Genomic DNA, 25550 nt, shown 5'->3' on the forward strand with positions numbered 1-25550 from the left:
CGTGGTAAGGCACGTCCACTCGTCCGCGGATTCAATTTATCGAACCGAGCGTCGGCTATCCTGTTGAAAGCCATAGCGGCACTGCGAGCTCCGACCATCGCCGCAAGAATCCAGCTGGTTTGCCACAGCGTTGGTAAACCCTTTCGCGCCAATAATGCGCCTATAAATGCAAATGGAAGGGCGAAGACGGTGTGCTCGAACTTAATCATATCGAGCGTTATGTGTAACTTACGTAATATCAACACTTAGCTCCCGATAATCGGCACACCAAGTCTAACTCACTATGACGTACTCGAAGCAACGACTTAGGGAGATAACGGCGCTGAAGAAAGAGGCCGTCCGGCGAATCCAGACGGACATCGGCGAGATTCACCCCTCCCCCACACGAAAATATATCCATGAATTTAATAAGGAATTCCAAGGCTTTGAGTCCGTCTGCACACCTCAAGACATCCTCCAACAGGCAGAACGGGCGAATCTGATCTGGATCGGCGACTATCACGCTTTGCCGGCCTGCCAGGCCTATGCCGTAAGCTTGTTGAAGGAACTGTCGAATCACAAGAAAAACCTGGCACTTGCGGTCGAACCGGTATTCGCGCGGCACCAGAAGGTTCTGGACTCGTGGATGGCGGGCGAAATTTCAGAGCAGGAGTTTCTCGATAGGGTTCGATATTACGAAGAATGGGGCTGCGACTGGCAGTCCTACAAGATGATCTTCCAGACCGCCCGGGACCTCAAGGTTCCCGTCCATGCCGTCGACTGCCAGCCCCGCAACGACATGCGCAGCATTGGACGCCGGGACCTGGGCGTGGCCCGGCGGATTGCGCGGTTGATGGAAAAGAATCCGGATCAAACGCTCATCGTCTTGTTCGGCGAGTCCCACCTGGCCTCGAACCATCTGCCCGGACAGGTGCGCGCCATTGCCGCGCGCAAGGAGATCGCGCTCAAGGAATTGACGATCCTTCAGAATGTCGACGCGCTTTACTGGAAGCTCGAAGAAAGCGGGCTCGGAGAGGCTCGCGCCCTGCGGGTGCGCGCCGGCTGCTACTGCGTCTTCAATGCCACACCGATCGAGAAATACGAATCCTTCCGGCAATACCTGCACAAATGCATCGAAGAGGATTCGTCGGGCGACTGGACGCTCCTGACGCAAACACTGATGGAACTGATGATGGATTTTCTGGCATTGAAAAAGAGTGAAAGTGTTGTCAGTCACATACCGGTACCTGAGGAATTCCAGCTGGGCCAGGCCGCGGAAGAGTTCGCGCGCCGCATCCATCAGGCTTGCCGCGGCGAGCTCGACAAACCGGTGGAGCGGGCGGCACCCGATGAATTCTTCGTACGCGTAATCGAAAGCGGACTCGGCTACTTCTGTTCGAAGCTGCTGGATTCGTCGCGCGACGGCATCGAGTCGCTGGCAGAACGGGTCCTGAGCCAGACCGGCCGCAGCGATCAGCTCACTCGAACCATCGAACTGCTGGTGCACCCCGGCAAGCGGCCGGGAGCCGAGCACTTTTCGGCGTTGCGATCCGCGATCGAAGCCAAAGCCGGAAAACAGAAAACCACCCGCATGCTCAGCCAGCTGCTCGGCTACGCGCTCGGGCGGAGGCTTTTTCTGGCATATCTGCAGTCCCGCATTTCCCGCAGAGAGATCCAGGCGATCTTTCAAGATCCACTCGACACACCCCAGCGTCCGTTAGAATGTTATCGGGAGCTGACGTCTAGGTATTAATTAGCCACAAAAGGCACAAAAGGAACTGTTTTCCCTTTTGTGCCTTTTGTGGCCAATTATCTTTGTATGACAGAGGAACAAATTCGAAAGATTCTGGAAGACCACCGGGCCGGAGCGCTCTCGGCCGACGACGCACTGAGTCGCCTGCGCGCACTCCCATTCGAAGACCTGGGCTTCGCCAATATCGATCATCACCGGTCGCTGCGCCAGGGTTTTCCGGAAGTCATCTTCGGCGCAGGTAAGACAGTGGAACAGGTCGGACGCATCGTCGAAGCGATGCACAAGCACGACCACAATATCCTTGTCACACGCGCGAACCCCGCTCAATTCGAGCGCGTAAAGCAAATTGCCCACGAGGCCGAGTTCCACGAAGGCGCACGGGCCATCGCGATCCATAAAGACAGGACGATCCACGGCAAAGGCACGGTAATGGTCGTATCCGCCGGCACCTCGGATATGCCGGTCGCGGAAGAAGCCGTCGTCACATTGAGGATCATGGGCAATCATGTCGACGCCCTCTACGATGTCGGCGTATCGGGATTGCACCGGCTGCTCGATCGCCGGGAACGGCTCTCGAAGGCGCGTGTGGTCATTGTGGTTGCGGGCATGGAAGGCGCCCTGCCGAGCGTGGTCGGCGGGCTCGTTTCCGCGCCGGTCATTGCAGTTCCGACCAGCATCGGATACGGCGCAAGCTTCAACGGCATCGCGGCACTGCTCGGCATGCTGAACAGCTGTGCCTCGAACGTGACTGTCGTCAATATTGATAACGGTTTCGGCGCCGGCGTCGTCGCCGGCCTGATCAACAGGTAGACGACGATGGACTTTTCGCTCGAAGCTCTCGAGTTTTACCGGCTGAAGGAACTGCTCGGCCGTTACGTCTCCACCCTCGCCGCCCGGCGCATGCTGGATGAGCTCGGTCCGATGCTCTCCGAGGAAAAGCTGGAAACCGAGCACGCGATCACCGCAGAAGCGGTGGCGTATCTGCGTGAACATCGTGTGCCGTTCAACGACATTCAGTTCCTGCCGGAAGCTCTGGATAAACTATCCGTCGCCGGCTCCGTATTGGAAATTCCAGAAATCGAAGCCATTCAATCCTTCCTTTCGCACGTTGAAGGGTTGCGGCTTCGATGGAAAGACGAACGTGAAGCGTTTCCGAAACTCGCGGCAATCGGGAATCGATTTCCTGATTTGCGCGAACTCAGCAAGCAGCTCGGCCGCGCCATCCAGAACGGAGAAGTCGATGAGAGCTACAGCCCGGAGCTGCGGCGCATCCGCCGGGCGTTATCCACGACGCGGGCCCGCCTGACGGAAAAACTCGAATCCTTCCTTCGAAGTCCGGCGTACGCCAGCCAACTCCAGGAACAGTTCGTTACGGTCCGGAACGGGCGGTTCGTGATTCCTGTACGCACCGAGCAAAAGCGCAGCGTGGACGGCATTGTCCACGGCAGTTCTTCAAGCGGCGCAACGGTTTTCATGGAGCCTCTTGCCGTTCTCGAGATGAACAATGAGTGGGTGCGGCTTCAGGACGAGGAACGGGCTGAAATTTCGCGAATCCTGGCGGAATTGACCGATCTGATCCAGGCCAGCGCCGGCCTCATCGATTCCGCGTTATCTCTGTCGGCTTACCTCGAGCTGGTTTTTGCGAAAGCGAGATTTTCACGCGATTTCGATTGCGTCCGTCCGGTCTTTTCGCGCGGGGCGTTAAGCCTGATCAAAGCGCGGCATCCGTTGCTCGAGGATAATCTGCGGCGGGAAAACTCCTCCATGACTCCCGTTTCACTGGATATGGATCCGAACCGGCGCATTCTCGTGATCAGCGGTCCCAACGCCGGCGGGAAAACCATCGTCTTGAAAACAACAGGACTGCTCGCCTTGATGGCGCAGTCCGGCATTCCGGTGCCTGCCGAAGAAGCGACAGTTCCGGTTTTCGATCGCGTTCTGGCGGATATCGGCGACCAGCAATCGATTACGAATCACCTCAGCACATTTTCGGCACACGTTCTGGCGATCAAGTCGATGATCGAGTCGGGGACTGCCCGGTCCCTCATCCTCCTGGATGAGATCGGAAGCAGCACGGAGCCCGGCGAAGGCGCCGCCCTCGCGCGCGCAGTGCTGGAGCAATTTCGGGAAATCGGCGCGCTGACGATTGCGACCACACACTACAACCGTCTGAAACTCTACGCGCAAACCAGCTCCGGAGTGGCGAATGCGGCGATGGAATTCAACGAAATCACGCTGCAACCCACGTATCGATTGATCCATGGGCTTTCCGGCGCTTCCAGCGGCTTGAAAATTGCCGAACGCCTTCAGCTTCCAAAGAGCGTTCTGGCTGCCGCTGTCGGGTTCCTGGACACCGCCGACCTCGAAGCGGCGCATTACGTGGAAGAACTCCGGCTCCGGATCGCCGATCTGGAGCACGAGAAATCCACGCTCGAAAAGGAGCGGCGTGAATTCGACGAGTGGAAGCAGAAGGAACTGGATCAGCTGACCGCGCAGCACAGGCAGGAGATCGCCCGGGTCGAGAAGAAGCTCGAACGCATTGTTCAGGACATGGCGGATCGGGCGGCCAGGGATCTGGAGTCTGTCAAAGACGAGTCCGCAAAAAAGGAGTTCCAGAAGAAGCTCGCCAATGCGAAAGCTCAGGCCAGCCGTGAAGTGGGGAGGGAGAAAGAAAGGGTGGCTCCCGCGCCGGTCCTTCCTTCAGCCGCCGCAACAAAGGCGCGGCAACCTATCGCAGTCGCAGAGGGCACCGCGGTCCAGGTCCTGTCGCTCGGCGTCACCGGCAGAATCACTCTGCTGAAAGGCGAAGAGGCGGAAGTTCTGGTCGGAAACATCAAACTCCGGCGGCCGGTTTCCGACCTCCAGGCTGTTGAAATCCAGCCGATCAAGCTGCCCGAAAATGTACGCGTTAACATCTCGACCAAGCCATTCGAAAAGAATGAGATCAACCTGGTAGGACGAACAGTCGACGAAGCCGTGGAACTCGCTGATAAATTCCTCGACGACGCCTTCTTAGCCCAGGTCAGCTTCATCCGGATCGTCCACGGCATGGGGACGGGCGCGCTACGACATGCCATTGCCGAGCTTCTGAGCCACCATCCACACGTCAGCCATTTCGAATCCCCGCCGCAGTCGGAAGGCGGACGTGGGGTTACGATCGTCACTCTTCGTGAATAATGGTATTTTCCCTCGCCACTACATGTCTAAATTCCCTATTGATATTTTCGATTCACCACATATAAATTAAACGATTTCGTTTTCAGGACCCCGCGGCAGCCCTTTATAATGAACAATTTCACCGAAACCGTTCGCAACTCTGCCGACCTCGTCCGAGTGGTTTCGGATTACGTCAGCCTGAAACAGGCTGGAACGACACTCAAGGGACTCTGTCCCTTTCACTCCGAAAAAACGCCTTCGTTTACGGTCCATCGGGACAAACAATTTTTTCACTGCTTCGGCTGCCAGGCCGGCGGTGATGTTTTCAAATTTGTGATGCTGGTAGAGAATGTGCCTTTTCCGGAGGCCGTGGAGATTGTGGCCGAAAAGTGCGGCATTCCGATTCCCGCCTCGAAAGGCCTGGATGACAAACAAGTTGGCGAACGCAAGCAACTCTTTGAAATCAATGAGCAGGCGGGCGCGTACTTCCAGCAGATGCTTTCCAGCGAGGAAGCGGCGCCGGCCAGGCAGGTTGTGGAAAAGCGAAGGGTAAACGAAACGTTCCTCAAAAAATTCGGGATGGGATACGCGCCCGCATCCGGATTGTTGGGCCATCTGCGGCTGAAAGATCCGGTTTCCAGCGGTCTTTTTGTCCGGAACGATCGCGGAGAAGTCTACGACCGGTTTCGGCGGCGGCTGATGTTTCCGATCTGGAATGAGCGCGGTAAGACCATCGGATTCGGCGGCCGGGCGCTCCTGCCCGATGCGCAACCGAAATACCTGAATTCGCCGGAATCGCCGCTTTATTCGAAATCCCAAGTGTTGTACGCGTTCCATTTCGCGCGGGATGCAGCTCAGAAGTCTGGACGCATGGTTGTGGTCGAAGGTTATTTCGACTGCCTGAGCCTGCATCAAGCCGGAATTTCGAACGTGGTCGCTTCCTGCGGGACGGCTCTGACTCAACAACAGGTCGGAATTATGGCGCGCTACGTGCCAGAGGTCGTGATGAATTACGACCCGGATGCGGCGGGTCAGAATGCCATGCGACGCTCGATCGATCTATTACTGGCGAAAAATCTTCGAATTCGAATCCTGAAGCTGGAGGGCGGCCTCGACCCGGACGATTATGTCCGTAAGGAGGGTGGCGAGGTTTATTCCAAACTTCTCGCGAATGCGCCGTACTTCTGGCAGTACCTCATGACGGAAGCGGCCCGGCAGCATGACCTGGATGAGCCGGCCCTGAAAGCCAATGCCGTGAACGATGTACTGCAGTATGTCGCCAAGATTGAAGACCGTGTGGAGCAGATCGAGATCGCCCGCGCGGTCGCGGAAGCCTTCAAAGTCCCGGAAAGCGCGATTTTTGAGCGCTTGAAGGTGACGCCGCGCCGGCCGGAAGTCCGGCCGGTGGCCCGGACGCCGCTGCCGGTAGCGCCGGAACGGAAATTGAAATCGTCAGAAAAGCAGCTGCTGCACGCTTTATTGCAAGGCATGGACATTGCTTCAGTCCTGGAACCTCTTTTCAGCAGCGACTTTAAGGGACAGTTCTGGTCCCGGCCGGTGTTCGAGGAACTTGTTAAAGATCCAGCCCGAAACGTCGAAATGGCTCTGCAAAACGTCCAAGATGAAGAGCTTAAGAAAGAGGTCCGGGCTGCAGTTTTGGAACCATTTGGACTTATTTCTAATGACCAGGCTTTGGATTCCGTGAAGCGACTCTATGACAGCCACCTCGTCCAAAAATTAGAGGAGATCCGTTTACAACTTAAAGAATACGGCTCCGGGGAACCCGCCCCCCAGGAACTGGTACGCAGGCTGGCAGAATTAAAGGCTGAACAAATGCGCGTCGCGGCGTTCAAAGCTTGAAAACAAGAGGGAGCAGCGTATTAGTGAATAAAGGAATGGCTAAAGGTAATCATAAAAAAGGAACAATCACCACCGCCGAAAAGGACGCCAAGGAAGCTCCGTCCAAGCGAACAGCTCTGGAAGAGCACTTAGGCGTAGGCGGTCTTGACGAAAAGTACGACGATAGTGTTCAAAAGCTCATCGATATCGGCAAGGAAAAGGGATATCTCCTTTACGATGAAGTGAGTGACCTGCTTCCTCCCGAAATCAGCGCGTCGGCCGAGGACCTCGACGACCTGTTCACCGCGTTTGGAACAGCCGGAATCGAAGTTATCGACACCGACGACCAGACTTTTGCCCCGTTGGATAAAGTCCAGGGAGAGCGGAAAGCCGACGGCGAAGCTCCGGAAGAAGGCGTCGAACTCGACCTGACTCCCGGCGCGCTCGAAAAGACCAATGACCCCGTCCGCATGTATCTCCGCGAGATGGGCACGGTTCCCCTGCTCACGCGCGACGGTGAAGTCGAAATCGCCAAACGCATTGAGCGCGGCCAGCTGACAGTCCTGAAAGTGCTCTCCCGCTCCGGTGTCATCGTCCGGGAAATCATTTCTCTGGGTGAGCAACTCCGGCAGGACCCCAGCATCATCAAAGACATCGTCCAGTTCACCGATGAAGAACTGACGGACGAAAAGATCGAACAAAAGCACCAGGAAACGCTGTCTGTCATCGACGAAATCGCAAAGACCTACAAGAAGGTAAACACGCTGCGCGCGAAACTCGATGAGGCACCCAAATCCAAGAAGGGGCCGTATCGGCGCGCGGCCTGGCACTTTGGCCGGACGCGGGTTTATCTTTCCCAGCTGGTCCGGTCGCTCGAATTTTCGAATTCTGAAAAGCTCCGCTTGATGGGCTTGATGAAATCGACTGTCGAGAAGATTCGTCCTCTCGAACAGGAATTGAACAAGCTCGAACGGAAGGCCGACCACACCAAAAAGGAATACCGGAAGGCCATCCAGAAGGACATCCGTACGGTGAAACAAAAGATCACCGATATGGAGGAAGAAACCCGCGCGTCTGCGCTCGAATTGAAGCGCACGCTCCAGACCATCATGGGCGGCCAGGTGCAGGCCGAAATCGCGAAACGCGAACTGGTCGAGGCCAACCTCCGGCTGGTGGTTTCGATCGCGAAGAAGTACACGAACCGCGGACTGCAGTTCCTCGACCTGATTCAGGAAGGCAACATCGGCCTGATGAAGGCCGTCGACAAATTCGAATACCGCCGGGGTTACAAGTTCTCGACTTATGCGACGTGGTGGATTCGCCAGGCGATCACCCGCGCGATCGCCGATCAGGCACGTACCATCCGCATCCCGGTGCACATGATCGAAACCATCAACAAATTGATCCGGACTTCGCGCGCCCTGGTGCAGGAACTCGGCCGCGAACCGACCAGCGAAGAAATTGCAAAGCGGATGGATATTCCGGTGTCGAAAGTCCGCAAGGTCCTCAAGATCGCTCAGGAACCGATCTCGCTGGAAACGCCGATCGGCGAAGAGGAAGATTCGCATCTTGGCGATTTCATCGAGGACCGGGGTGTGGTTTCTCCGGCCGATGCAGTGATCAACATCAACCTGAAGGAGATGACCGAGCAGGTTCTGAACACGCTGACTCCGCGCGAAGAGCGTGTCATCAAAATGCGATTCGGCCTGGAAGACGGAACCGAGCATACGCTCGAGGAAGTCGGCCAGAATTTCGCCGTCACTCGCGAACGTATCCGGCAGATCGAAGCGAAAGCGCTCCGGAAATTGCGGCATCCCAGCCGCAGCCGGCGTTTACGAGCTTTCCTCGACGGCACCGGGCGCGATTAAGGTAAACTGACAGGGTTGAAAGCAGGAACACAAGAAGCACAAGAGGCACAAGATGTTTTGTGCCTCTTGTGCTTCTTGTGTTCCTGCTTCCGGGCCCATAGCTCAGTTGGTTAGAGCTCCCGGCTCATAACCGGGCAGTCGTAGGTTCAAGTCCTACTGGGCCCACTAGCGCAGCCTTGATAAACAAATGAATTCAGATCTCAAGCAGCTCATCCGGCTCCAGACCATCGACCTCTCCATCCAGGAACTTCGGGCACGAATCGACAGATTTCCCGGCATCTCCAAGGCTCTCGACGAAAAGCTGAAGTCGGCGCAGGCCCACCTCGAAGCCTCCAAAGAGCAGGGCAAAAACAATCAGGGAAACCGCAAGAAACTCGAATCGGAGATCACCAGCATCGAAGGAAAGATCTCGAAATACCGGGATCAAATGGTCACCGTCAAGACCAACGAGGAGTATCGCGCGCTCCAGCATGAAATCGAGCATGCTCAGACCGGAATCCGCAAAATCGAGGACGACATTCTGAACCTCATGATGGAAGCCGAAACCGGGCAGACCGACATCAAGACCGCCGAAGTCCGCTTGAAGGAAGACCAGGCTAAGGTCCACGACGAGCGGAAAGCCCTCGAAGAGGAAAACAAACGCGACCTCAGTGCGCTGGAAGGTTATCTCAAAGAGCGCAAGGAGATACAGGCCACCGTTTCGTCGGATCTGGTCTCCCAGTACGACCGCGTCCGCAAACACCGCGGCGGCATCGGCGTTGCGGCCGCCCGCAACGAGGTCTGCGAGATCTGCCAGGTCCGGATCCGGCCGCAGGTTTTTCAGGAAATCCGCAAAAACGACCAGATCATCGCCTGCGACGCCTGCCAGCGAATCCTCTACAATCCTGAGAATCTCGACCATCCATTCGAAGTTGCCTAGTGAAGCTCGAAGCTTACATCGACGGCGGCTCGCGCGGTAATCCGGGCGAGGCTGGGGTCGGTGTCCACTTCACGGGGGTTGCTGGAATCGCGGAATATCTCGGTACCGGAACCAACAACTTCGCCGAGTACACCGCCCTGCTTACCGCTCTGCGATTCGCTGTTTTTGCACACTGCAGCGAACTGCATGTTTACGCGGACTCGGAACTGGTCGTGAAGCAGATCCTCGGCGAATATCAGGTCCGCCACGAAACCATCCGCCCTCTGCACGCTGCCGCTCAGCGCTGGATCGCACTGATCCCGCGTTTTTCCATCTCCCACGTCCGCCGCGAACAGAACCAGGACGCCGATAAACTGGCCAACCTCGCGATGGACACCCGCCGCAACAGCGTTACCTGGTACTGAAGCTCGAATATGGCAAATTCGAAGCGGGCCCGGCGAAGTACGATCCAGAGGATCCTGGCGCCGATCGAACGTTTCCTGGCGATCGAGTCCGCCAGCGGAATTGTCCTGATGCTGGCTGCAGCCGCGGCCCTGGTCTGCTCAAACTCACCGTTCAGAAACGTCTACACAGATTTATGGCGGATTCCCATCGGCCTCGGATTCCGCGGTTTCTTCTTCACGCAAGACCTGCATTTCTGGATCAACGAGGTCTTGATGACGTTCTTTTTCCTGCTGGTCGGACTCGAAGTCCGGCGTGAAATGCATTTCGGCGAACTCCAGGACAGCCGGCAAGCCGCTCTGCCCGTGGCCGCAGCTATCGGGGGGATGATCGTTCCCGGGCTGATCTTTTTCGCCCTGAATTTTCATCGGCCATCCGTGACCGGTTGGGCCGTTCCGATGGCCACCGACATCGCTTTCGCCGCTGGAGCACTGGCCTTGCTTGGTAAAACCGTGAGTCCAGCCGTTCGCATATTGTTGCTGGCTCTGGCGATCATCGATGACATCGGCGCGATCGTTGTCATTGCATTGTTTTACTCGACGTCACTTACCGCAATCGGGTTCCCGATTGCCGCTCTGGGAATCCTGGCGACATTCGCATGCAGCGGGCAGGTATTCGATCACTCGCAGCCTACATCGCTCCTGCAGCGGTGATCTGGGCCGGCATCTACGTCGCAGGAGTGCAACCGACGCTGGCTGGCGTCATCGCCGGGTTCATGACGCCCGTCAAACCGATGTATAAATCCGGCGGAGTCGAGCTTTCACCTTCCGAAAGGCTGCAGAACATACTCCATCGCTGGGTGGCATTTGGAATCATGCCCTTGTTTGCCTTCGCCAATGCCGGAGTCTCGATCGACAGCGTGCATCTGACGGGAGGGGCGCAGTGGATATTCTGGGGAGTCCTGCTGGGCCTTCTTGTTGGCAAGCCCATTGGAATTCTTGCGAGTTCATGGCTCAGTGTGGCGCTGAAATGGGCTTCGTTGCCGAACGGCGTCGGCTGGCGCCAGATCAGCATTATCGGAATGACCGGCTCGATTGGTTTCACGATGGCACTGTTCATCGCGCAACTCGCGTTTGTATCGGGTCCCTCCCTGGCGGCAGCCAAACTGTCGATTCTGGTTGCATCGGCATCCGGCGGCGTTCTCTCCGTCGCGGCAGGGCACGCACTGCTGAAACAGGCGGCAGGCGGCTGAAAACGCGATTTAAATATCTTGTATGAGCGACCAGATCTACGACAGCAGAAGCTCCAGGGTTTCGCGGTTCAGTCCCTTGAGGACGCTGTTGTTGGCGTTGATGATCGCGTCGGCCAGATCACGTTTCGACTTCTGCAGTTCCAGGACTTTTTCCTCGACAGTATCTTTCGCGATCAGGCGGTAGGCGAAAACGTGGCGGGATTGCCCGATGCGGTGAGCGCGGTCGATCGCCTGAGCTTCGACGGCGGGATTCCACCATGGGTCCAGCAGGAAGACGTATTCCGCGGCGGTAAGATTCAATCCCAGGCCGCCGGCCTTCAGGCTGATGAGAAACAACGAACACGCCGGATCGGTCTGGAACGTCTGGACGAGACTCTCCCTGTCTTTGGTTTTACCGTCCAGGTACAGATATGGAATCTTGTCCTGATCCAGGCGCTTTCGCACAATCGAAAGGAGGCTGGTGAATTGCGAGAAGACCAGCGCCTTGTGGCCTTCCTCAACGACTTCCTGAAGCTGCGGAATGAGCGCAGCGATTTTGGCGCTATCGTCCTCCGACCGCTTTTTATCGATCAGGCCGGGATGGCACGCGGCCTGGCGAAGGCGGAGCAACGCTTCCAGAATCTGCATCCGCGTTTTCTGAATTCCCAGGTCGTCGATACGCCCGAGCAGCGCGCCGCGGTAGTGATCGCGCAGTTCGTTGTACAGCTTGCGCTGTTCGCTTTTCAATTCGCAGTAAATCGTCTGCTCGTGCTTGGGAGGCAGTTCGCGCGCGACCTGGTCCTTGGTCCGCCGAAGGATAAAGGGCCGCAGCGCCTGGGAGAGAACACGCGCGGTCTCGGCCGATGGCGCACCCGAGGTTTGCATGCGAAACACCTCGGCGCTGCCGAGCAATCCGGGATTCAGGAACTCAAAAAGGCTCCAGAGATCACCCAGATGATTCTCGATAGGAGTTCCCGTGAGCACGAGCCGGTGGGATGCCTTCAGCAGCCGCGCCGCCTTGGCTGATTCGGACGAGCCATTCTTGATCGCCTGAGCTTCATCGAGGATGATCGTATCGAATTCGACATCTTTGAGCTGGAGCGCGTCCCGCCGCATCGTTCCATATGTCGTCAACACCAGGTCGTGTTCCGAAACCTCGCTCCAGCGATCTTTCCGGCCGGCGCCGCTGAGATCCAGGACGCGCAACCGCGGAGCAAATCGGGCAGCCTCCTGCTTCCAGTTGAAGACCAGCGATCGCGGCACGACGACAAGCGCCGGTCCACGCCGGTCATCCGAATCCAGCAAGGCGAGGACCTGAATGGTTTTTCCGAGGCCCATATCGTCGGCCAGGCAGCCGCCGAAACCAAACCGGCGAAGGAACCGCAGCCATCCCAGGCCCTCCTTTTGATAATCGCGGAGCTGGCCTTTGAACTCCGGCGACGAATCCGCCTCCTGAACGCCGGCGAAACTCTCCAGTTCAAGCCGCAGTTTCTGGAAGCCCTGGTCAAAAGTGACTTCGGGCTGGCTGGCAAGCAATGCATCGAGCAGGCCGGCCTGCCCGCGTGTGAACCGGATCTGATCGCCATCCTCCTTGCCAAGTCCTCCGACAAAGCGATACCGGCTCAGCCACTCTTCCGGCAACAGACCGTAGGAACCATCGCCAAGCGCCACCATGTTGTCGCCGCGTTTGGCGGCTTTGAGGAGTTCGGGCAACGCCACGATCTGGCCTTCGAATTCGGCGGTCCCGCGCACGTCGAACCAATCGACGCCGGAGGTCACTTCTAATTTGAAGTTGCCGGACCGGCGGTAAAGCTTCCCTTCGGCCTCAACACGCCAGCCTCCGGCAACCAACTCTCGGACCAGCGCCGGCAGCCGGCCCGGCGCCAGTTCCCATTCGCCCTGGGAATTCCAACGGGAGACCCGCCTCATGCCGAGATCGAGCAGGCGCTGGATCACCTTGCTTTCGGCCTCACGGTCTCGAGAAAAAAATACATCCCGCGCCGGGTCCTTCAGCGCGATCGCGGATTCCTTTTCGGGAACTTCAATGCCGTAGTCGAACGAGACTTCGCATTCGAGCTTTCCCTGGGCGTTCCATCTCTCTTTCTTCGCTCGAATGGTGACCCGCGGCGGCCCGCTGAACGATCGAGGTTCGATCCGCAGATCGTCGGGAAATTCCAGCGGCGGCATCTCGCGGAACTTCGCAAGCTCCGCTATGAACTCGTTGCGCTGTTCGACCGGAATCTTCAATGCCCCATCTTTTCGGAGCAGCTCGACCCATTCAAATGCCCGCGCCTCGTCGAACCCGGCGATCCGATTTTTGAAGAATGCCAGCCCCGGGACAAGCAACACCGGCTCCGCTAAAGGCACGTTCTCCTCGCCGCGTTTCAGGCAAGCCGTAATCCGGTACTGGCCCGGATCGTCGTCCCGAACGATATTCATGCGGAATACATACGGACCTCCGCCATCCCACTCCAGGATTTTGTAATCGTCAGGCGCATCCGTGGTTCGCAGAAAGAAGCGTCCTGTCGCGCACAGCATCGGCATCAGGACATCGAAAGTGGCCGCGGGAAGGCGGTGGCGCGTCGAGATCGCAGTTTGCGAAGGGGCATTGCCAAAGGATGTCGCCGGTGAAAGCAGCGAAAGGATTCGCGTGTCGGCGGGGGCGAGCTGATCGACGTTTCGAATCCAGAGGTCCTGAAAATTTGGCCGGCTCCACTCGCCGTTTTTCCTCAAGTGCTGGACGACGCTTTGGACAATCAGCGTCTTCGCCGCGAGGCACTCCGAGATGTCCACAAAGTACCGGACTTGCCGGGTCTCTCCACCGTCCTCCCGCTGCCCGAGACCGGACAGTTCGCGAACCAGCGCGATCTCCTGTTTCCAGCGGGGAATTCGTGGCGGCTTGGGCGCACTTGCCTGCGGCGGCACCTGGGCCGTGGAAGCCGGCGCATTCGGATCGCCAACAGGCTCCAGTGCATCGAATTCATATTCAAGGCCATGCTCGAGGTATGGATCCCACATTGAGGCGATCCGTCCAAGGTGACCTCGATCTTCCGATGCAAGCAGCGTCGCCCAGATGTGTTCGCAGAACTTGCCGGCCATAAACGGATCGCAATCGCAGTAGGAAATCACGGCGTCACCGTCCAGACGAATCTGGACAAGATGATTGCCGGAGCCGTTCACAATCGCCGTGACTTTACCGGCCGTGCCGCTCCGCACATTGACGTGCCCCTCCTGCAGGCATCCTTCTCCCAGATTCCGGGCGCGAGGTTCGATATCCCCACGAATTCTGCGAATCCATTTCATGAAACTCGATGATAACGGGAAACAGGACAAAGTGGGGGCCAGGAAATCATCCGACCGGTAGTGGCTCGCTGCGAGCGGATCGGAAAACTCAGGCCGGAAGTTGGCTGATCGGCGGATGGTAGATGAGCTGGATCAGCAGCCCATCCGGGTCATAAAAATAGAATGAGCGGGCGCCGTCGCGATGAGTCTTCGGTTCGGCGGCGAGCGCGATGCCCTGTTTTCTGACGCGGTCGGCCCACTCGTCGACGTCCTCAGGGCGGCGGACGACGAAGCCGATGTGATGAAGGGTCTGCACCTTGCCGGGTTCCGCCCCGGCCGGCAGCTTGTGGAGGGCGAGGTTATCCGAGCCGGACGTCAGGTAGGCGTTATCCTCGTCTGGCATCCATTCCAGGGTCATGCCGAGAACCTTGGAATAAAAATCCAGCGACTTCCGGACGTCCCGAACATTCAGAGCCACGTGGCGAAGGCCGAGAAACATGTTTGTCATCACCAATATTCCCCGCCTTTCCAAGGCGGGGTGGCGCGAAGCACCCCGAAAATCAGGCCCCTCCATTGACTACACCCCGTACACGACCTACAATGAATGGACCTGCGTCCGGTGCGGGAGTGTAACACATTTGGGGAGACGTTCCGGACCGGAGGTCCATTCCGCTGTGAACTTTGATTTGATTGTATGACCAGTTCCAAGGTCAAAAAGCCCATTTCCCTGGATCTCTTGAACTCCTGGCGAATGCACCGCCAGTTCCTCGACCATGCCTATCCATCGAAAAACGTCCTGGATCTCATTCGGGCCACTGGCTGGATCTATTCTCCGGGCTGCTCTACTCCCTACTTAAGCCTTTTCGCCCGTATTCCCACGATCCGCCCTGAAGACCTCAACAAGCTCGTCTTCGAGGATCACAAACTGATTCAGCTCGAGACACTCCGGGGCTGCACGATGCTGGTCCCGCGCGATCAGACAAATGTCGCCCTGCGCATCCGCCCTCGCACATTCACCGAACTGAGCAAGCAGGCGCGCCAGCAGATGCCGGTAAACGAAGCGGATATGGAGAAACTGAAGACCGCCATTCTCAAAGCGGTTCAGTCTTCAGCCAGGACAATGGAACAGATCCAGCAGTCTGTTCCCGCGAATCTGGTACGCGATTTCGGAATCGATCTCAAGCGCATCGGCCTGACCAGCAGCCTGGCGCTCGCCGTGAATCTTCTTAAGGAAGAAGGAAAGCTGCTCAAGCAGCAGGGCAAGAAGCGGCTCGATTCCACCGAGTACTCCTACGTCCTGACGTCTTCTTTTCTGCCCGACGCCGATCCTTTCAATCTGCGGATTGAAGCAGCCTGCGCTCAACTCGCAGCGCAATATTTCCGCGCCGAGTGTCCTGCGCGCGTGAAGGATTTCGCCTGGTGGGCCGGCATCAACGTGACGGATGCGATCAAGGGCGCGAACGAGATCAAACCCAAACTCGTGCCGATCTCCGTGGAAGGCACCAAGGACGAGTTCCTCATCAGCGAAGCCGATCTCGAAGCTCTCATGAGTTTCAAGCCTCCGGAAGGCGTTCTGAATTTCATTCCCTATCGCGATACCTATCTCAAGGGACAACGCGAAGTTGTCAGCCGGTTTGTGCCTGTCGAGCACGCCGATAAGCCGTTCTCTCGTTGGAAAGGAAAACTGATCAACGATCCGCTCGCAACCATCATCCTGAACGGCCGCGTGGTCGGCGTCTGGGAGTGGGCCGAGGACGACGGCGAAGTAGACCTGTTACTCTTCGATTCCAGCATTCCGAAGTCTGTGGAGAAAGCGATTCATAAACGTGCCGGCGAGCTGGCAGCCTTCATTCGCTCGAACCTGGGCGAAGTCCGGCTGCAGGGCTCCGATTATGGACCGCATCAAATGACGGGAATCCACGACCTGAAAGAATTCTGGGGCAAAGGGGCGCAGGTCGATGTTCGAGTGTGAAATAAGCCCCGTCGAAGCCAATTACTGGTGGCGCAAGGCGAAGCCGGAAGGCGCGCTCCTGAATAAGATGATGTTCCTCTTCGTCGTGATTCCGATCGCTCTGGTTCTGAAAAGCCTTTATGCGCTGAGTTTCGTGGTTTTCGCTTTCATGGTTCCGTACGGGTTGTTCGTTCGTCACCTTGCGGTGCGCGCCGTCCGGCAACATCTTGAAGAACATCCCGACCAGGTTGAAGAATTCGAGCAGGCCGGCATTATTTCCTGCTAAAACGTAACGATGGAAAAGACCCGATATCCTGCGATTCTGCTCGTCGCCGCGCTGGCTGCGGTTTCGACGTTCTACCTGAATTCGCTGATCAGCGCTCCGGCTGCGCGGCCGGCAGCCCAGGCGCTAACGGATCTTTCGGCTTCGCGATATCTGGACGATGTGAAGTATCTCGCGAGCGATCAGATGAAGGGCCGCGGAAACGGCACACCGGAACTCAATCAGGCGGCGGATTACATCGCGTCACAGTTTCGCTCATGGGGGCTCAAGCCCATGGGCGACAATGGAACCTACTTCCAGTCGTTTGAAATCACGACGGGCGCCGAGCCAGGCCCCCACAACGAGCTTCAGTTCGGCACGGGCCGCCTGAGGGTCGACGAGGATTTTGCTCCGGTGCTGTTTTCCAGTTCCGCTGCGGTGGATGCGCCCCTGCTGTTCGCGGGCTACGGCATCACGGCGCCGGAATCGAATTACGACGACTACAACGGTGTCGACGCAACGGGCAGGATTGCCGTCGTTTTGCGCATGGCGTCCGAAGGGCATGCCGGTCCGAACACCTTCGCTGCTCACGCCTCGCTCACCGAGGAAGTTGTCAACGCCAAGCGCCACGGCGTGAAGGCCATCATTTTCATCGATAGCGAAGGTCCGCCTGAGATGGATGTGCGGAAAGTTGCCCGCACGGAGGAAACATCGGATCTCGGTATTCCTGCGATCTACGCGAAACGCCAACCAGTTGAGGCTTTCTTCAAGCTGTCCGGCAAGGACATTGCCGCGGCCGAAAAGAAGATGGCTGCGGACAAGAAGCCGGAGTCCTTCGAACTGCCGAATGAGAATGCGCACCTCGTGACCGATATCGTGCGCACGCGCAAGACAGTCCGGAATGTCGTGGGCGCGGTGACGGGCTCCGACACGATGCTGCAGAGCGAGTGGGTCGTGGTCGGCGCGCACTACGATCACCTCGGCCTCGGAGATCAGAATTCGCTGGCTCCGTCCCAGATCGGTCAGATCCACCACGGAGCCGATGACAATGCTTCCGGTACGGCGGGCGTGCTGGAGCTTGCGCGGCTGGCTGCGAAAAATAAGCGCGAGTGGAAGCGCTCGGTGCTGTTCATCACCTTTGCGGGCGAAGAACTGGGCTTGCTCGGCTCGGCCAATTATGTAAACCATCCCACGATTCCGCTGCGCAACGTCATGGCGATGCTCAATATGGATATGATCGGAAGGCTGAGCAACGATAAATTGTTTGTCGGCGGCGTCGGGACGTCTCCCGTCTTCAAGCCGTGGCTGGAGGAGCTGGACAAGCCCGTCGGACTGCAGCTCGACTACTCGGACTCGGGATACGGCGCCAGCGATCACACCTCGTTCAACGCGAAGAAGATTCCGGTTTTGTTTTTCTTCTCGGGATTGCACTCGGATTATCACAAGCCGTCCGATACGGCGGACAAGATCAACGCACCGGGCGCCGTCAAGGTGCTGTCCCTCGTCTATATGATGATGGATCGCCTGGCCACGGATATCGCCCGTGTCCAGTACGTCGAAGTGCAGGAGCCGAAGGCGCCGTCCTCGGGCAGCGGCGGCGGAGGATATGGGCCATACTTCGGGTCGATCCCGGATTTCGGGAGCAATACGAAAGGCGTGCTTTTCTCGGACGTTCAGACCAACAGTCCGGCGGCGAAAGCGGGACTGAAGCAGGGCGATGTGCTGGTGGAGTTCGACGGCAAGCCGATCCAGAATCTGTATGACTTTACCTACGCGCTGCGCGACAGGAAACCCGGAGACGTGGTTGCCGTCGTCGTGAAGCGCAATGGGCAGGACGTGAAAGCCAACGTCACCTTGGAAGCGAGGAGATAGTGTGAAGATTACGCGCATTTTGACCGCTATGTTTGTGGCTGCGGGAGTCATGGGCGGCGTCTATGTGGCTCGTCCGCAAACGATCCAGCCGCACCCGAAGGAAGTGCATCTGCGGAATATCCGCCAGCTCACCTTCGATGGAGACAACGCCGAGGCGTATTTTTCGTTTGACGGCCAGAAGATCATATTCCAGTCGACGCGCGAGCCATACAAGTGCGACCAGATGTTCACAATGAACCGGGATGGATCCAACCAGAAGCTGGTGAGCACGGGGAAGGGACGCACCACGTGCGGTTACTTCACGCCGAACGGCCAGCGAATCATCTATGCGTCGACGCATCTGGGAGCGCCGGACTGCCCGCCGCCCGCGGATCGATCTGAGGGATATGTCTGGGCGATCTATCCCACATACGATATCTTTTCAGCGAAACCGGACGGCACGGATCTGAAACGCCTCACGACGGCCAATGGGTATGACGCGGAAGGCACGATTTCAGAGGATGGAAAGAAGATCGTGTTTACTTCCGCGCGGGACGGAGACCTCGAAATCTACGATATGAACGTCGACGGCACGCAGCAGCGCCGGTTGACGAACGAACTGGGCTACGACGGCGGCGCCTGGCATTCGCCCGACAGCCAGTGGATTGTCTGGCGCGCGAGCCGGCCGAAGACGGCGGAGGAGGTCGCGCGATACAAGGAATTGTTCGCGAAACATCTCGTGATGCCGACGAAGCTGGAGATCATGGTGATGCGCGCCGACGGCAGCGACAAGCGGCAGGTCACCCATAACGGCGCCGCGAACTTCGCGCCGTATTTCCATCCGGATGGGAAGCGGATCATCTTCGCGTCGAATGTGAATAATCCGAATCCGAAGAGCCCGAATTTCGATCTCTATATGGTCAACCGGGATGGCACGGGGCTGGAGCAGATCACGTTCGACGAAGGCTTCGACGGATTTCCGATGTTTACCCGCGATGGGAAACATCTGATCTGGGGGTCGACGCGTCATGGGAAGACGGAGACGCAGACGAATGTGTTTATCGCGGACTGGGTGGACAAGCCGTCGAGCTGAGGAGGAAAGGAGTATCTATGCCCTTATTTGAATATCTCTGCCAGAATTGCGGCCGCGCCTTCGAAAAGATCGTGCCGCGCTACGACTCTCCCGCCGACTGCATTCATTGCAACAGCGGGAAGGTCGAAAAGCAGCTCTCGGTCTTCGCCGTCGCCGGCACCAGCAGCAGCACCAGCGAATCTGCCTCGGAAGGCCCGGGTTGTGGCCGCTGCGGCTCTGCCCAACCCGGCATGTGCGGAATGACGGATTAACGGACTAACTCTGCAGCGAAGTGATGGCCGTCACGTCGACGATATCCTCCACCGAACAGCCGCGCGACAGGTCGTTGGCCGGCTTCGCCAGCCCCTGCAGAATCGGGCCGATCGCGCGCGCGCCCGCCAGCCGTTCGGTCAGCTTGTACGCGATATTCCCCGAGTGCAGGTCGGGAAAGATCAGCGTATTCGCCCGCCCTTTGATCGGACTTGTCGGAGCCTTCGATAGCGCGACATCCGGTACGATCGCTGCATCGACCTGAAGCTCTCCATCGACGCTGAGCTCCGGCACCCGAGCCTTCACCGTCGCGACCGCCTCTCGAATCCGGTCCAGCGACGCGTGATCCGCGCTGCCCTTCGTCGAAAAAGCAAGAAACGCCACCCGCGGCTCGTGCTGCAGAAAAATGCGTGCGTTCCGCGCCGCATCCATCGCGATATCCGCCAACTGGGTAACCGTTGGAACCGGCACAACGGCGCAATCCGCGAACACGAAGTTCGCTGCCGGCAGCCCCATCAGAAAAAAACTCGAGACGGTCTTCGAAGTCGCGCTGAGACCAATGCAATGGATGGCCGCGCGCACCGTATCGGCCGTGGTCGTGGCTGCGCCGCCGACAAAGCCGTCCGCGTCGCCCGCGCGAACCATCGCCGCCGCGAAATACATCGGATGATCCAGCCGCTTCATGGCCTCCACTTCCGTAATCCCCCGCGACTTCCAATCCGGCAGCAGGAGCTTCGTATAGCGCTCGACCAGAGCCGGCGTCTTCGGATCCACAATCTCCACGTGCGCCAGATTCACGCCGAGCTCCCGCGCCCGGGCTTCCACCACCTGAGGTACGCCAACCAGCAAGGGCTTCGCCATGCGCATCTTCACGATTTGCTCCGCCGCGCGCAGCACCCGCGGATCGGCGGCTTCGGGATAAACGATCCGCTTCGGATCTCTTGACGCGCGCGCGCGCAGTTGCATTATCAGTTCAGACATCGGACTTTACTTGACAGTCGGAACTCCGGTGAGACGTTCGCGTTTCTTCTTGATCTCGATGCCGTGACGTTTGATTTTCTGGTTCAAGGTCGACAATGGAATCTTGAAATTGTCGGCCGCATCGGTCTGGCTCCATCCCGTCTGCTCGAGCATCTCGATGATGACTCGTTTTTCGAACGCATCGATGACCTCGAAGAGCGAGGTGTTCTTCCCGAGCGGGAAAGAAGATAACGTGGCGAACCGCGACGCCGGAGAAATCACCGATTCGGGCAGGAGGTCCCGGCCGATGATATCGTCCTGCGCCAGAACGACTGCGCGCTCCACCACGTTTTCAAGCTCGCGTACATTTCCAGGCCAGTAGTAGTCCATCAGAACTTTCAATGCTTCGGAGCTGAAGCGGTATAACGGCTTCTCGTTTTCCTCGCAATACTTCTTTGTGAAAAATTCCACCAGCGCCGGAATATCCTCTTTCCGTTCGCGAAGCGGCGGAAGCTGGACATTGATCACATTCAGGCGGTAATAGAGATCCTCGCGGAAGCGTCCCTCATCGACGAGCTTCTTCAGATCGACGTTGGTCGCCGCAATGATCCGGGCGTCGACTTTGATCGTCTCCGTCGCGCCGAGCCGCATGAATTCTTTTTCCTGGATGACGCGCAGGAGCTTGGCCTGGGTCTCCATGCTGATGGTGCCGATTTCGTCGAAGAAGATCGTGCCCTGATCGGCGACTTCGAACAGGCCCTTCTTCGACGCGATCGCGCTCGTAAAGGCGCCGCGCATGTGACCGAAGAGGGTGCTCTCCAGCAGATCGACCGGCATGCTGCCGCTATTGACCGCGACGAATGCCCTGTCTGCGCGATTACTCTTGAGGTGAATCGCCTTGGCGATCAGCTCTTTGCCTGTGCCGCTTTCACCCTGAATCAGGACGGTGCTCCGGCTCGCTGCGACCTGCGTTACCAGGTCGAGCACGCGTTGAATCTTTTCACCTTTCCCGATGATGTTGTTGTAGCCGAAGCGCTCTTTGAGGGCCCGCCGCAGCTGCATGTTCTCGCTCGTGAGCTGCCGCTGCTTGATGGCATTTTTTACGATGACGACGAGTTTCTCGTTGTTCCACGGTTTCGTGACGTAATCGTAGGAGCCTTCTTTGATCGCCGTAACCGCTGTTTCCAGGGCACCGATCGCCGTGATGATGACGATCGGCAGCGTCGGATCGATCCGACGGATGTCCTTCTGAATTTCCATGCCGGACTTGCCGGGCAGCATCAGATCCAGGAGAACAGCATCGTACAGATTGTCTTCAATCTTCTTCAGGCCTTTTTCGCCGTCCTCGGCGGTATCCGCCGACAGGCCTTCGGACGTCAGCAGGAGTTCGATACTCTCCCGAATTTCCTCCTCATCGTCAATGATGAGGACGTTGCCTTTTCGCTTAGACATTTACCGGCTTCCTTACCAGGGGTAGCTCTAACTTGAACGAAGTTCCAGCGCCAGGACGGCTCTCCACCGAAATGTTCCCGCCATGTTCCTGTATGATGCCATAACTGACGGACAGTCCCAGTCCCGTACCTTTCCCGGCGGCCTTCGTCGTAAAGAATGGATCGTAAATCTTTTTGATGTTTTCGCCGTTGATTCCGATTCCGGTGTCGCTGACGATGATCTCGATTTTGGAATCGGCCGCTTCGCTGCGGATCCGCAGCTCGCCGCCTTCCGGCATGGCATCGCGGGCATTCACAAAAAGATTCAGGAAAACCTGCTGAAGTTTTCCGGCGTTGCCGAAGGTCGACGGGCAATCCGCCAGGAGTTCGCGTGCCACCAGGATGCGCGCCGTTTTGAACTGATGTTCGAGCAGCGAGACCGTTTCGTTGATGACCTGGTGGATATCCACTTCCGCGAATTCGGTCGCGCTGGTGCGCGAAAAATTCAGCAGGCTGTTGACGATCTCCGAGGCGCGGAATGTCTGCTTCGTGATCTTCTCCAGCAATTTGTGGCGGGAATCCTCGGGGCCGATTTCTTTACGCAGCATCTGGGAGTAGCTTGAAATGACCGCCAGCGGCGTATTCACTTCATGGGCGACACCGGCCGCCAGCAGGCCGATCGAGGTGAGCTTATCGTTCTGAACCAGCTGATCCTCAAGCCGGATACGGTCCGTAATGTCGTCGATGATGATCAGCGTTCCGCGCGTGGCGCCGGCCTTGTCGACCAGCGATGTGGCGGAGAAATTAACGATCAGCCCGTTCCAGGGCTGCTTGTACAGCTGGCCATGCTCCATCAGGCGCTGAAGGAACTGCCCGGGAATAACCTCTGAAGTCCGCCGGCCGCAGGTATCGCGATGGCTGCGTCCGGTCAGTCTGGCGAGCACCCGGTTCCAGCCGACGATCCTTCCGTCGACGTCTTCGACCACGACGCCCACATTGATGGATTCGATGATGTTCTCACTGAAGTCTTTCAGACTCTGATATTCCGTGGCTTTCTGCTCCAGCGAGCGATACAGCCGCGCATTTTCGATAGCGATGCCAATATAGCCTGAAACGGTTTCCAACAGCTCCAGGTCTTCGCTGGTCAGGTAATCGCCGTTCTGGGTTCGTCCAAGCGCGATGTAGGCGATGACGCGGTCTTTCACGCGGCACGGAATGAAGTAGTTCAGGTTGTGGAGATCCGCTTCGAAGAAGAAATACCGCCGCTCGGTCGAGGACTTCAGGAATGAGAAATCCGCGTTCTCGGGAATGGTGAGACCGGTGATCCGCGCAGGTATAAACCGCGACGGATCATAGGGATGTTCCAGGAAAATGGCGGCGCGGTTGACAAACAACGCGCGTTCAAGACGGTCCACGATACGGTCCAGCATGTTATCGAGATCGACTTCCGAGCCCAGGGTCCGGCCGAAGTCAATAATGGTTTGACGGACGTCGTAACGTTCCCGATAGAAAAATTTATCGAGCCAGATCTGGAACTGGTCCTTGATGGGCGCGAACAGCAGCGCCGCAACTATCGTTGCGACCACGCGGGCGACGGTGCTGAGCGGTTCGAAGCCGGCCGCCAGTTCGCCGACGCTGACGACGACGGTGGCATACAGCACGATGACGCATGCCGTCGCCAGCGTATAGGTGACGCCGCGCTTGAAGATGATGTCCACGTCCATCAGGCGGTAGCGATGGATCGCGTAACCGAAAGAGATCGGAATGAGGATCAGCGGGAAGATCGCGAATTCGGCGTACATCTGCGGCAACACGCCCGACAACCGCGGAATGGACTGCAGCAGGAAGTACGGAATGACCGCAATCGCGGTCCCGCGCGTGACCCACTTCATCTGCTGACGCAGTTCGGGAACGCGGACGGTTCTGTAGGTCTGCATCAGCACGAGGGCGCTGGTCACGAAATAGGCGCCGAAAAGGACATCGCCGATGTTATCGAGCAGGTCCCGAAGCACGATCGGTGAGGGCGAAAAGGTGATCACGCCGTTGATGAACGCCGTTTGCGCGATAAAGACCAGCGCTGCCGGCACGTAAAGCAGGTACAGAAACACGCGGCGCTCTTTGACCCACTTGTTCTCCAGCGGGAAATCCAGGCAGAAGTGCAGGAATAGCGGCGGCAGCAACAGGCCGGCCGCCAGATCCAGCCAGAAGACCGTCCAGTCAAATGGATTGAATTTGCCGGTGGCGTGGAACGCATATGCCACAAAGGAGGTCAGGCAGACGAAATAAAAGTGCAGCGCGTGAGGTGCGCGCGATCGCTTGAAAAGGACGAATACGCCGATCAGGAAGTAAACCAGACCGATGATTTCGAGATACTGCTGATGCCGCAGGTACTGCTCCGGCGGAGGCCCGATGACGACCGTGGTGGGAATTTCCTGGCCGTTCCGCACGATCGTGTAGGTGGCGCGGGACCAGACGCCCAGTTCATAGAGCATCTGGGTGACATGACGATCGCTACGAAGAGTCTGGCCGTTAATGGCTTTGAGGACGTCGCTCTGCCGGATTCCCGCCTTATCGGCAGGTCCATCGGCTACGACCAGGCGGGCCTGGATTCCGGCCGCGGTCTGAATCCATGACGCCCCATCATCCGGAGGGATATACCGGCGCTTCTGCTGGGCGTTCAGGAACCCCAGAATCAGGAGCCCGACCGTCAGCAGCACGGTGGCGACGTATTTGAACGAGAAGATTGTTCGGCCCATTTATCCCGATCGAGTTAGCAAACAGCCTTCCAAAAAACCATACACATAACGCTAAGCTTAGCCGTTTCAATATATGCGCGATATGAATAATGGAATTCTGCGCACTGAATTTGCGTATTGCCCGACTAAAGGTCAGAACCTGATGTTGATACCACCTTTGAGCAAGCGGGGATATTGGCCGACCTGCGCGTGGGAAATGCTGAATGTCTGGTCCAGGACGTTCCGGGCATCCAGGATCGCCTGAAAACGGGCCGGCAGCATCCTGAAGGTGGGCAGGTTCTGCGCAATCGAAAAACTGAACGTCGGATCGTTGTAGTCCATGACTCGTTGATACGGATCGAGCTGGGAAACATTGAACCCCGAATTCCAGCGATAGACCGAAGTGATTTCCGTCTGGGTAGCGGTCACATCCGCTTTGAATCGCACGGCCACCGTATGGAATCTGCGCCGCAGCAGTTGCGTTTTCAGATCATCGATGCTCGAGACCCGGTCGTCGACCCCCGCGGCTGCCACGCCGCCATAGCTGACGCCGGCCTCAAAAGCGTCAAACTTCCGGTTCGCGCTCAGCCGGAAACCCTGCGATGGGATGC

The 25550-nt window shown here is 57.8% G+C and carries 19 protein-coding genes, 1 tRNA gene and 1 pseudogene; 14 read left to right on the forward strand and 7 right to left on the reverse strand.

Annotated features, from left to right (window positions below; all coding sequences use genetic code 11):
- On the reverse strand, positions 1-209 hold a 209-nt coding region (locus tag VGK48_23010; GenBank protein HEY2384056.1), incomplete at its 3' end, for a UbiA family prenyltransferase.
- A gap of 74 nt (positions 210-283) precedes the next feature.
- Here VGK48_23010 and VGK48_23015 point away from each other — a divergent pair.
- The 9 genes and pseudogenes from VGK48_23015 to nhaA all read left to right on the forward strand — a co-directional run bounded on the left by VGK48_23015 (position 284) and on the right by nhaA (position 11147).
- Positions 284-1732 (forward strand): ChaN family lipoprotein, encoded by a 1449-nt coding sequence (locus tag VGK48_23015; GenBank protein ID HEY2384057.1) that lies wholly within the window; start codon positions 284-286, stop codon positions 1730-1732.
- A gap of 66 nt (positions 1733-1798) precedes the next feature.
- On the forward strand, positions 1799-2542 hold the full coding sequence (larB, locus tag VGK48_23020; protein HEY2384058.1) for a nickel pincer cofactor biosynthesis protein LarB: 744 nt from the start codon (positions 1799-1801) through the stop codon (positions 2540-2542).
- A 6-nt stretch (positions 2543-2548) separates the two neighbouring features.
- Positions 2549-4909: an endonuclease MutS2 gene (locus VGK48_23025; protein HEY2384059.1), complete on the forward strand. Its 2361-nt coding sequence runs from the start codon at positions 2549-2551 to the stop codon at positions 4907-4909.
- Positions 4910-5017: 108 nt separating this feature from the next.
- Entirely contained in the window at positions 5018-6748 is a 1731-nt protein-coding gene (gene dnaG, locus VGK48_23030; GenBank protein ID HEY2384060.1) for a DNA primase, read from the forward strand.
- A 35-nt stretch (positions 6749-6783) separates the two neighbouring features.
- Positions 6784-8595, forward strand: coding sequence for an RNA polymerase sigma factor RpoD (gene rpoD / locus VGK48_23035; GenBank protein ID HEY2384061.1), 1812 nt, complete (start codon positions 6784-6786; stop codon positions 8593-8595).
- Positions 8596-8686: 91 nt separating this feature from the next.
- Positions 8687-8760, forward strand: a tRNA-Ile gene (locus VGK48_23040).
- Between the two features lie 22 nt (positions 8761-8782).
- Positions 8783-9514: a C4-type zinc ribbon domain-containing protein gene (locus VGK48_23045; protein ID HEY2384062.1), complete on the forward strand. Its 732-nt coding sequence runs from the start codon at positions 8783-8785 to the stop codon at positions 9512-9514.
- A complete protein-coding gene (locus VGK48_23050) occupies positions 9514-9918 on the forward strand; it encodes a ribonuclease HI family protein (protein HEY2384063.1) in 405 nt (134 codons plus the stop codon). Before VGK48_23045 ends, VGK48_23050 begins: the two co-directional genes overlap by 1 nt.
- Before the next feature lie 108 nt (positions 9919-10026).
- A pseudogene (nhaA, locus tag VGK48_23055) lies at positions 10027-11147 on the forward strand (Na+/H+ antiporter NhaA).
- Between the two features lie 36 nt (positions 11148-11183).
- On the opposite strand, the gene VGK48_23060 reads toward nhaA, so the two are convergent.
- Entirely contained in the window at positions 11184-14429 is a 3246-nt protein-coding gene (locus VGK48_23060; protein ID HEY2384064.1) for a DEAD/DEAH box helicase, read from the reverse strand.
- An 88-nt stretch (positions 14430-14517) separates the two neighbouring features.
- The gene (locus VGK48_23065; GenBank protein HEY2384065.1) at positions 14518-14916 is read right to left on the reverse strand and encodes a VOC family protein; all 399 of its coding nucleotides are present in this window, start codon (positions 14914-14916) and stop codon (positions 14518-14520) included.
- Between the two features lie 186 nt (positions 14917-15102).
- On the opposite strand from VGK48_23065, the gene VGK48_23070 reads away from it, so the two are divergent.
- From VGK48_23070 to VGK48_23090, 5 genes are read left to right on the forward strand one after another with little or no spacing between them, the layout of a single operon-like run.
- Positions 15103-16380 (forward strand): crosslink repair DNA glycosylase YcaQ family protein, encoded by a 1278-nt coding sequence (locus VGK48_23070; GenBank protein HEY2384066.1) that lies wholly within the window; start codon positions 15103-15105, stop codon positions 16378-16380.
- Positions 16367-16645 (forward strand): hypothetical protein, encoded by a 279-nt coding sequence (locus VGK48_23075; protein HEY2384067.1) that lies wholly within the window; start codon positions 16367-16369, stop codon positions 16643-16645. The genes VGK48_23070 and VGK48_23075 overlap by 14 nt, the downstream gene beginning before the upstream one ends.
- A gap of 9 nt (positions 16646-16654) precedes the next feature.
- Positions 16655-18493 carry a M28 family peptidase gene (locus tag VGK48_23080; GenBank protein ID HEY2384068.1) on the forward strand — a complete coding sequence of 613 codons (1839 nt, stop codon included), beginning with the start codon at positions 16655-16657 and terminating at the stop codon, positions 18491-18493.
- Position 18494: 1 nt separating this feature from the next.
- On the forward strand, positions 18495-19565 hold the full coding sequence (locus VGK48_23085) for a hypothetical protein (protein HEY2384069.1): 1071 nt from the start codon (positions 18495-18497) through the stop codon (positions 19563-19565).
- A 17-nt stretch (positions 19566-19582) separates the two neighbouring features.
- A complete protein-coding gene (locus tag VGK48_23090) occupies positions 19583-19816 on the forward strand; it encodes an FmdB family zinc ribbon protein (GenBank protein ID HEY2384070.1) in 234 nt (77 codons plus the stop codon).
- Between the two features lie 4 nt (positions 19817-19820).
- On the opposite strand, the gene pta is transcribed toward VGK48_23090, so the two are convergent.
- From pta to VGK48_23110, 4 genes are all read right to left on the reverse strand, one after another.
- On the reverse strand, positions 19821-20795 hold the full coding sequence (gene pta, locus VGK48_23095) for a phosphate acetyltransferase (protein HEY2384071.1): 975 nt from the start codon (positions 20793-20795) through the stop codon (positions 19821-19823).
- Between the two features lie 6 nt (positions 20796-20801).
- The gene (locus VGK48_23100; protein ID HEY2384072.1) at positions 20802-22226 is read right to left on the reverse strand and encodes a sigma-54 dependent transcriptional regulator; all 1425 of its coding nucleotides are present in this window, start codon (positions 22224-22226) and stop codon (positions 20802-20804) included.
- On the reverse strand, positions 22219-24960 hold the full coding sequence (locus VGK48_23105; protein ID HEY2384073.1) for an ATP-binding protein: 2742 nt from the start codon (positions 24958-24960) through the stop codon (positions 22219-22221). The genes VGK48_23100 and VGK48_23105 overlap by 8 nt, the downstream gene beginning before the upstream one ends.
- Before the next feature lie 132 nt (positions 24961-25092).
- Positions 25093-25550, reverse strand: a 458-nt coding sequence (locus VGK48_23110; protein HEY2384074.1) for a hypothetical protein, incomplete at its 5' end; no start/stop codon positions are given.

Source organism: Terriglobia bacterium (assembly GCA_036496425.1).
In the GTDB taxonomy this organism is placed as follows: domain Bacteria; phylum Acidobacteriota; class Terriglobia; order 20CM-2-55-15; family 20CM-2-55-15; genus 20CM-2-55-15.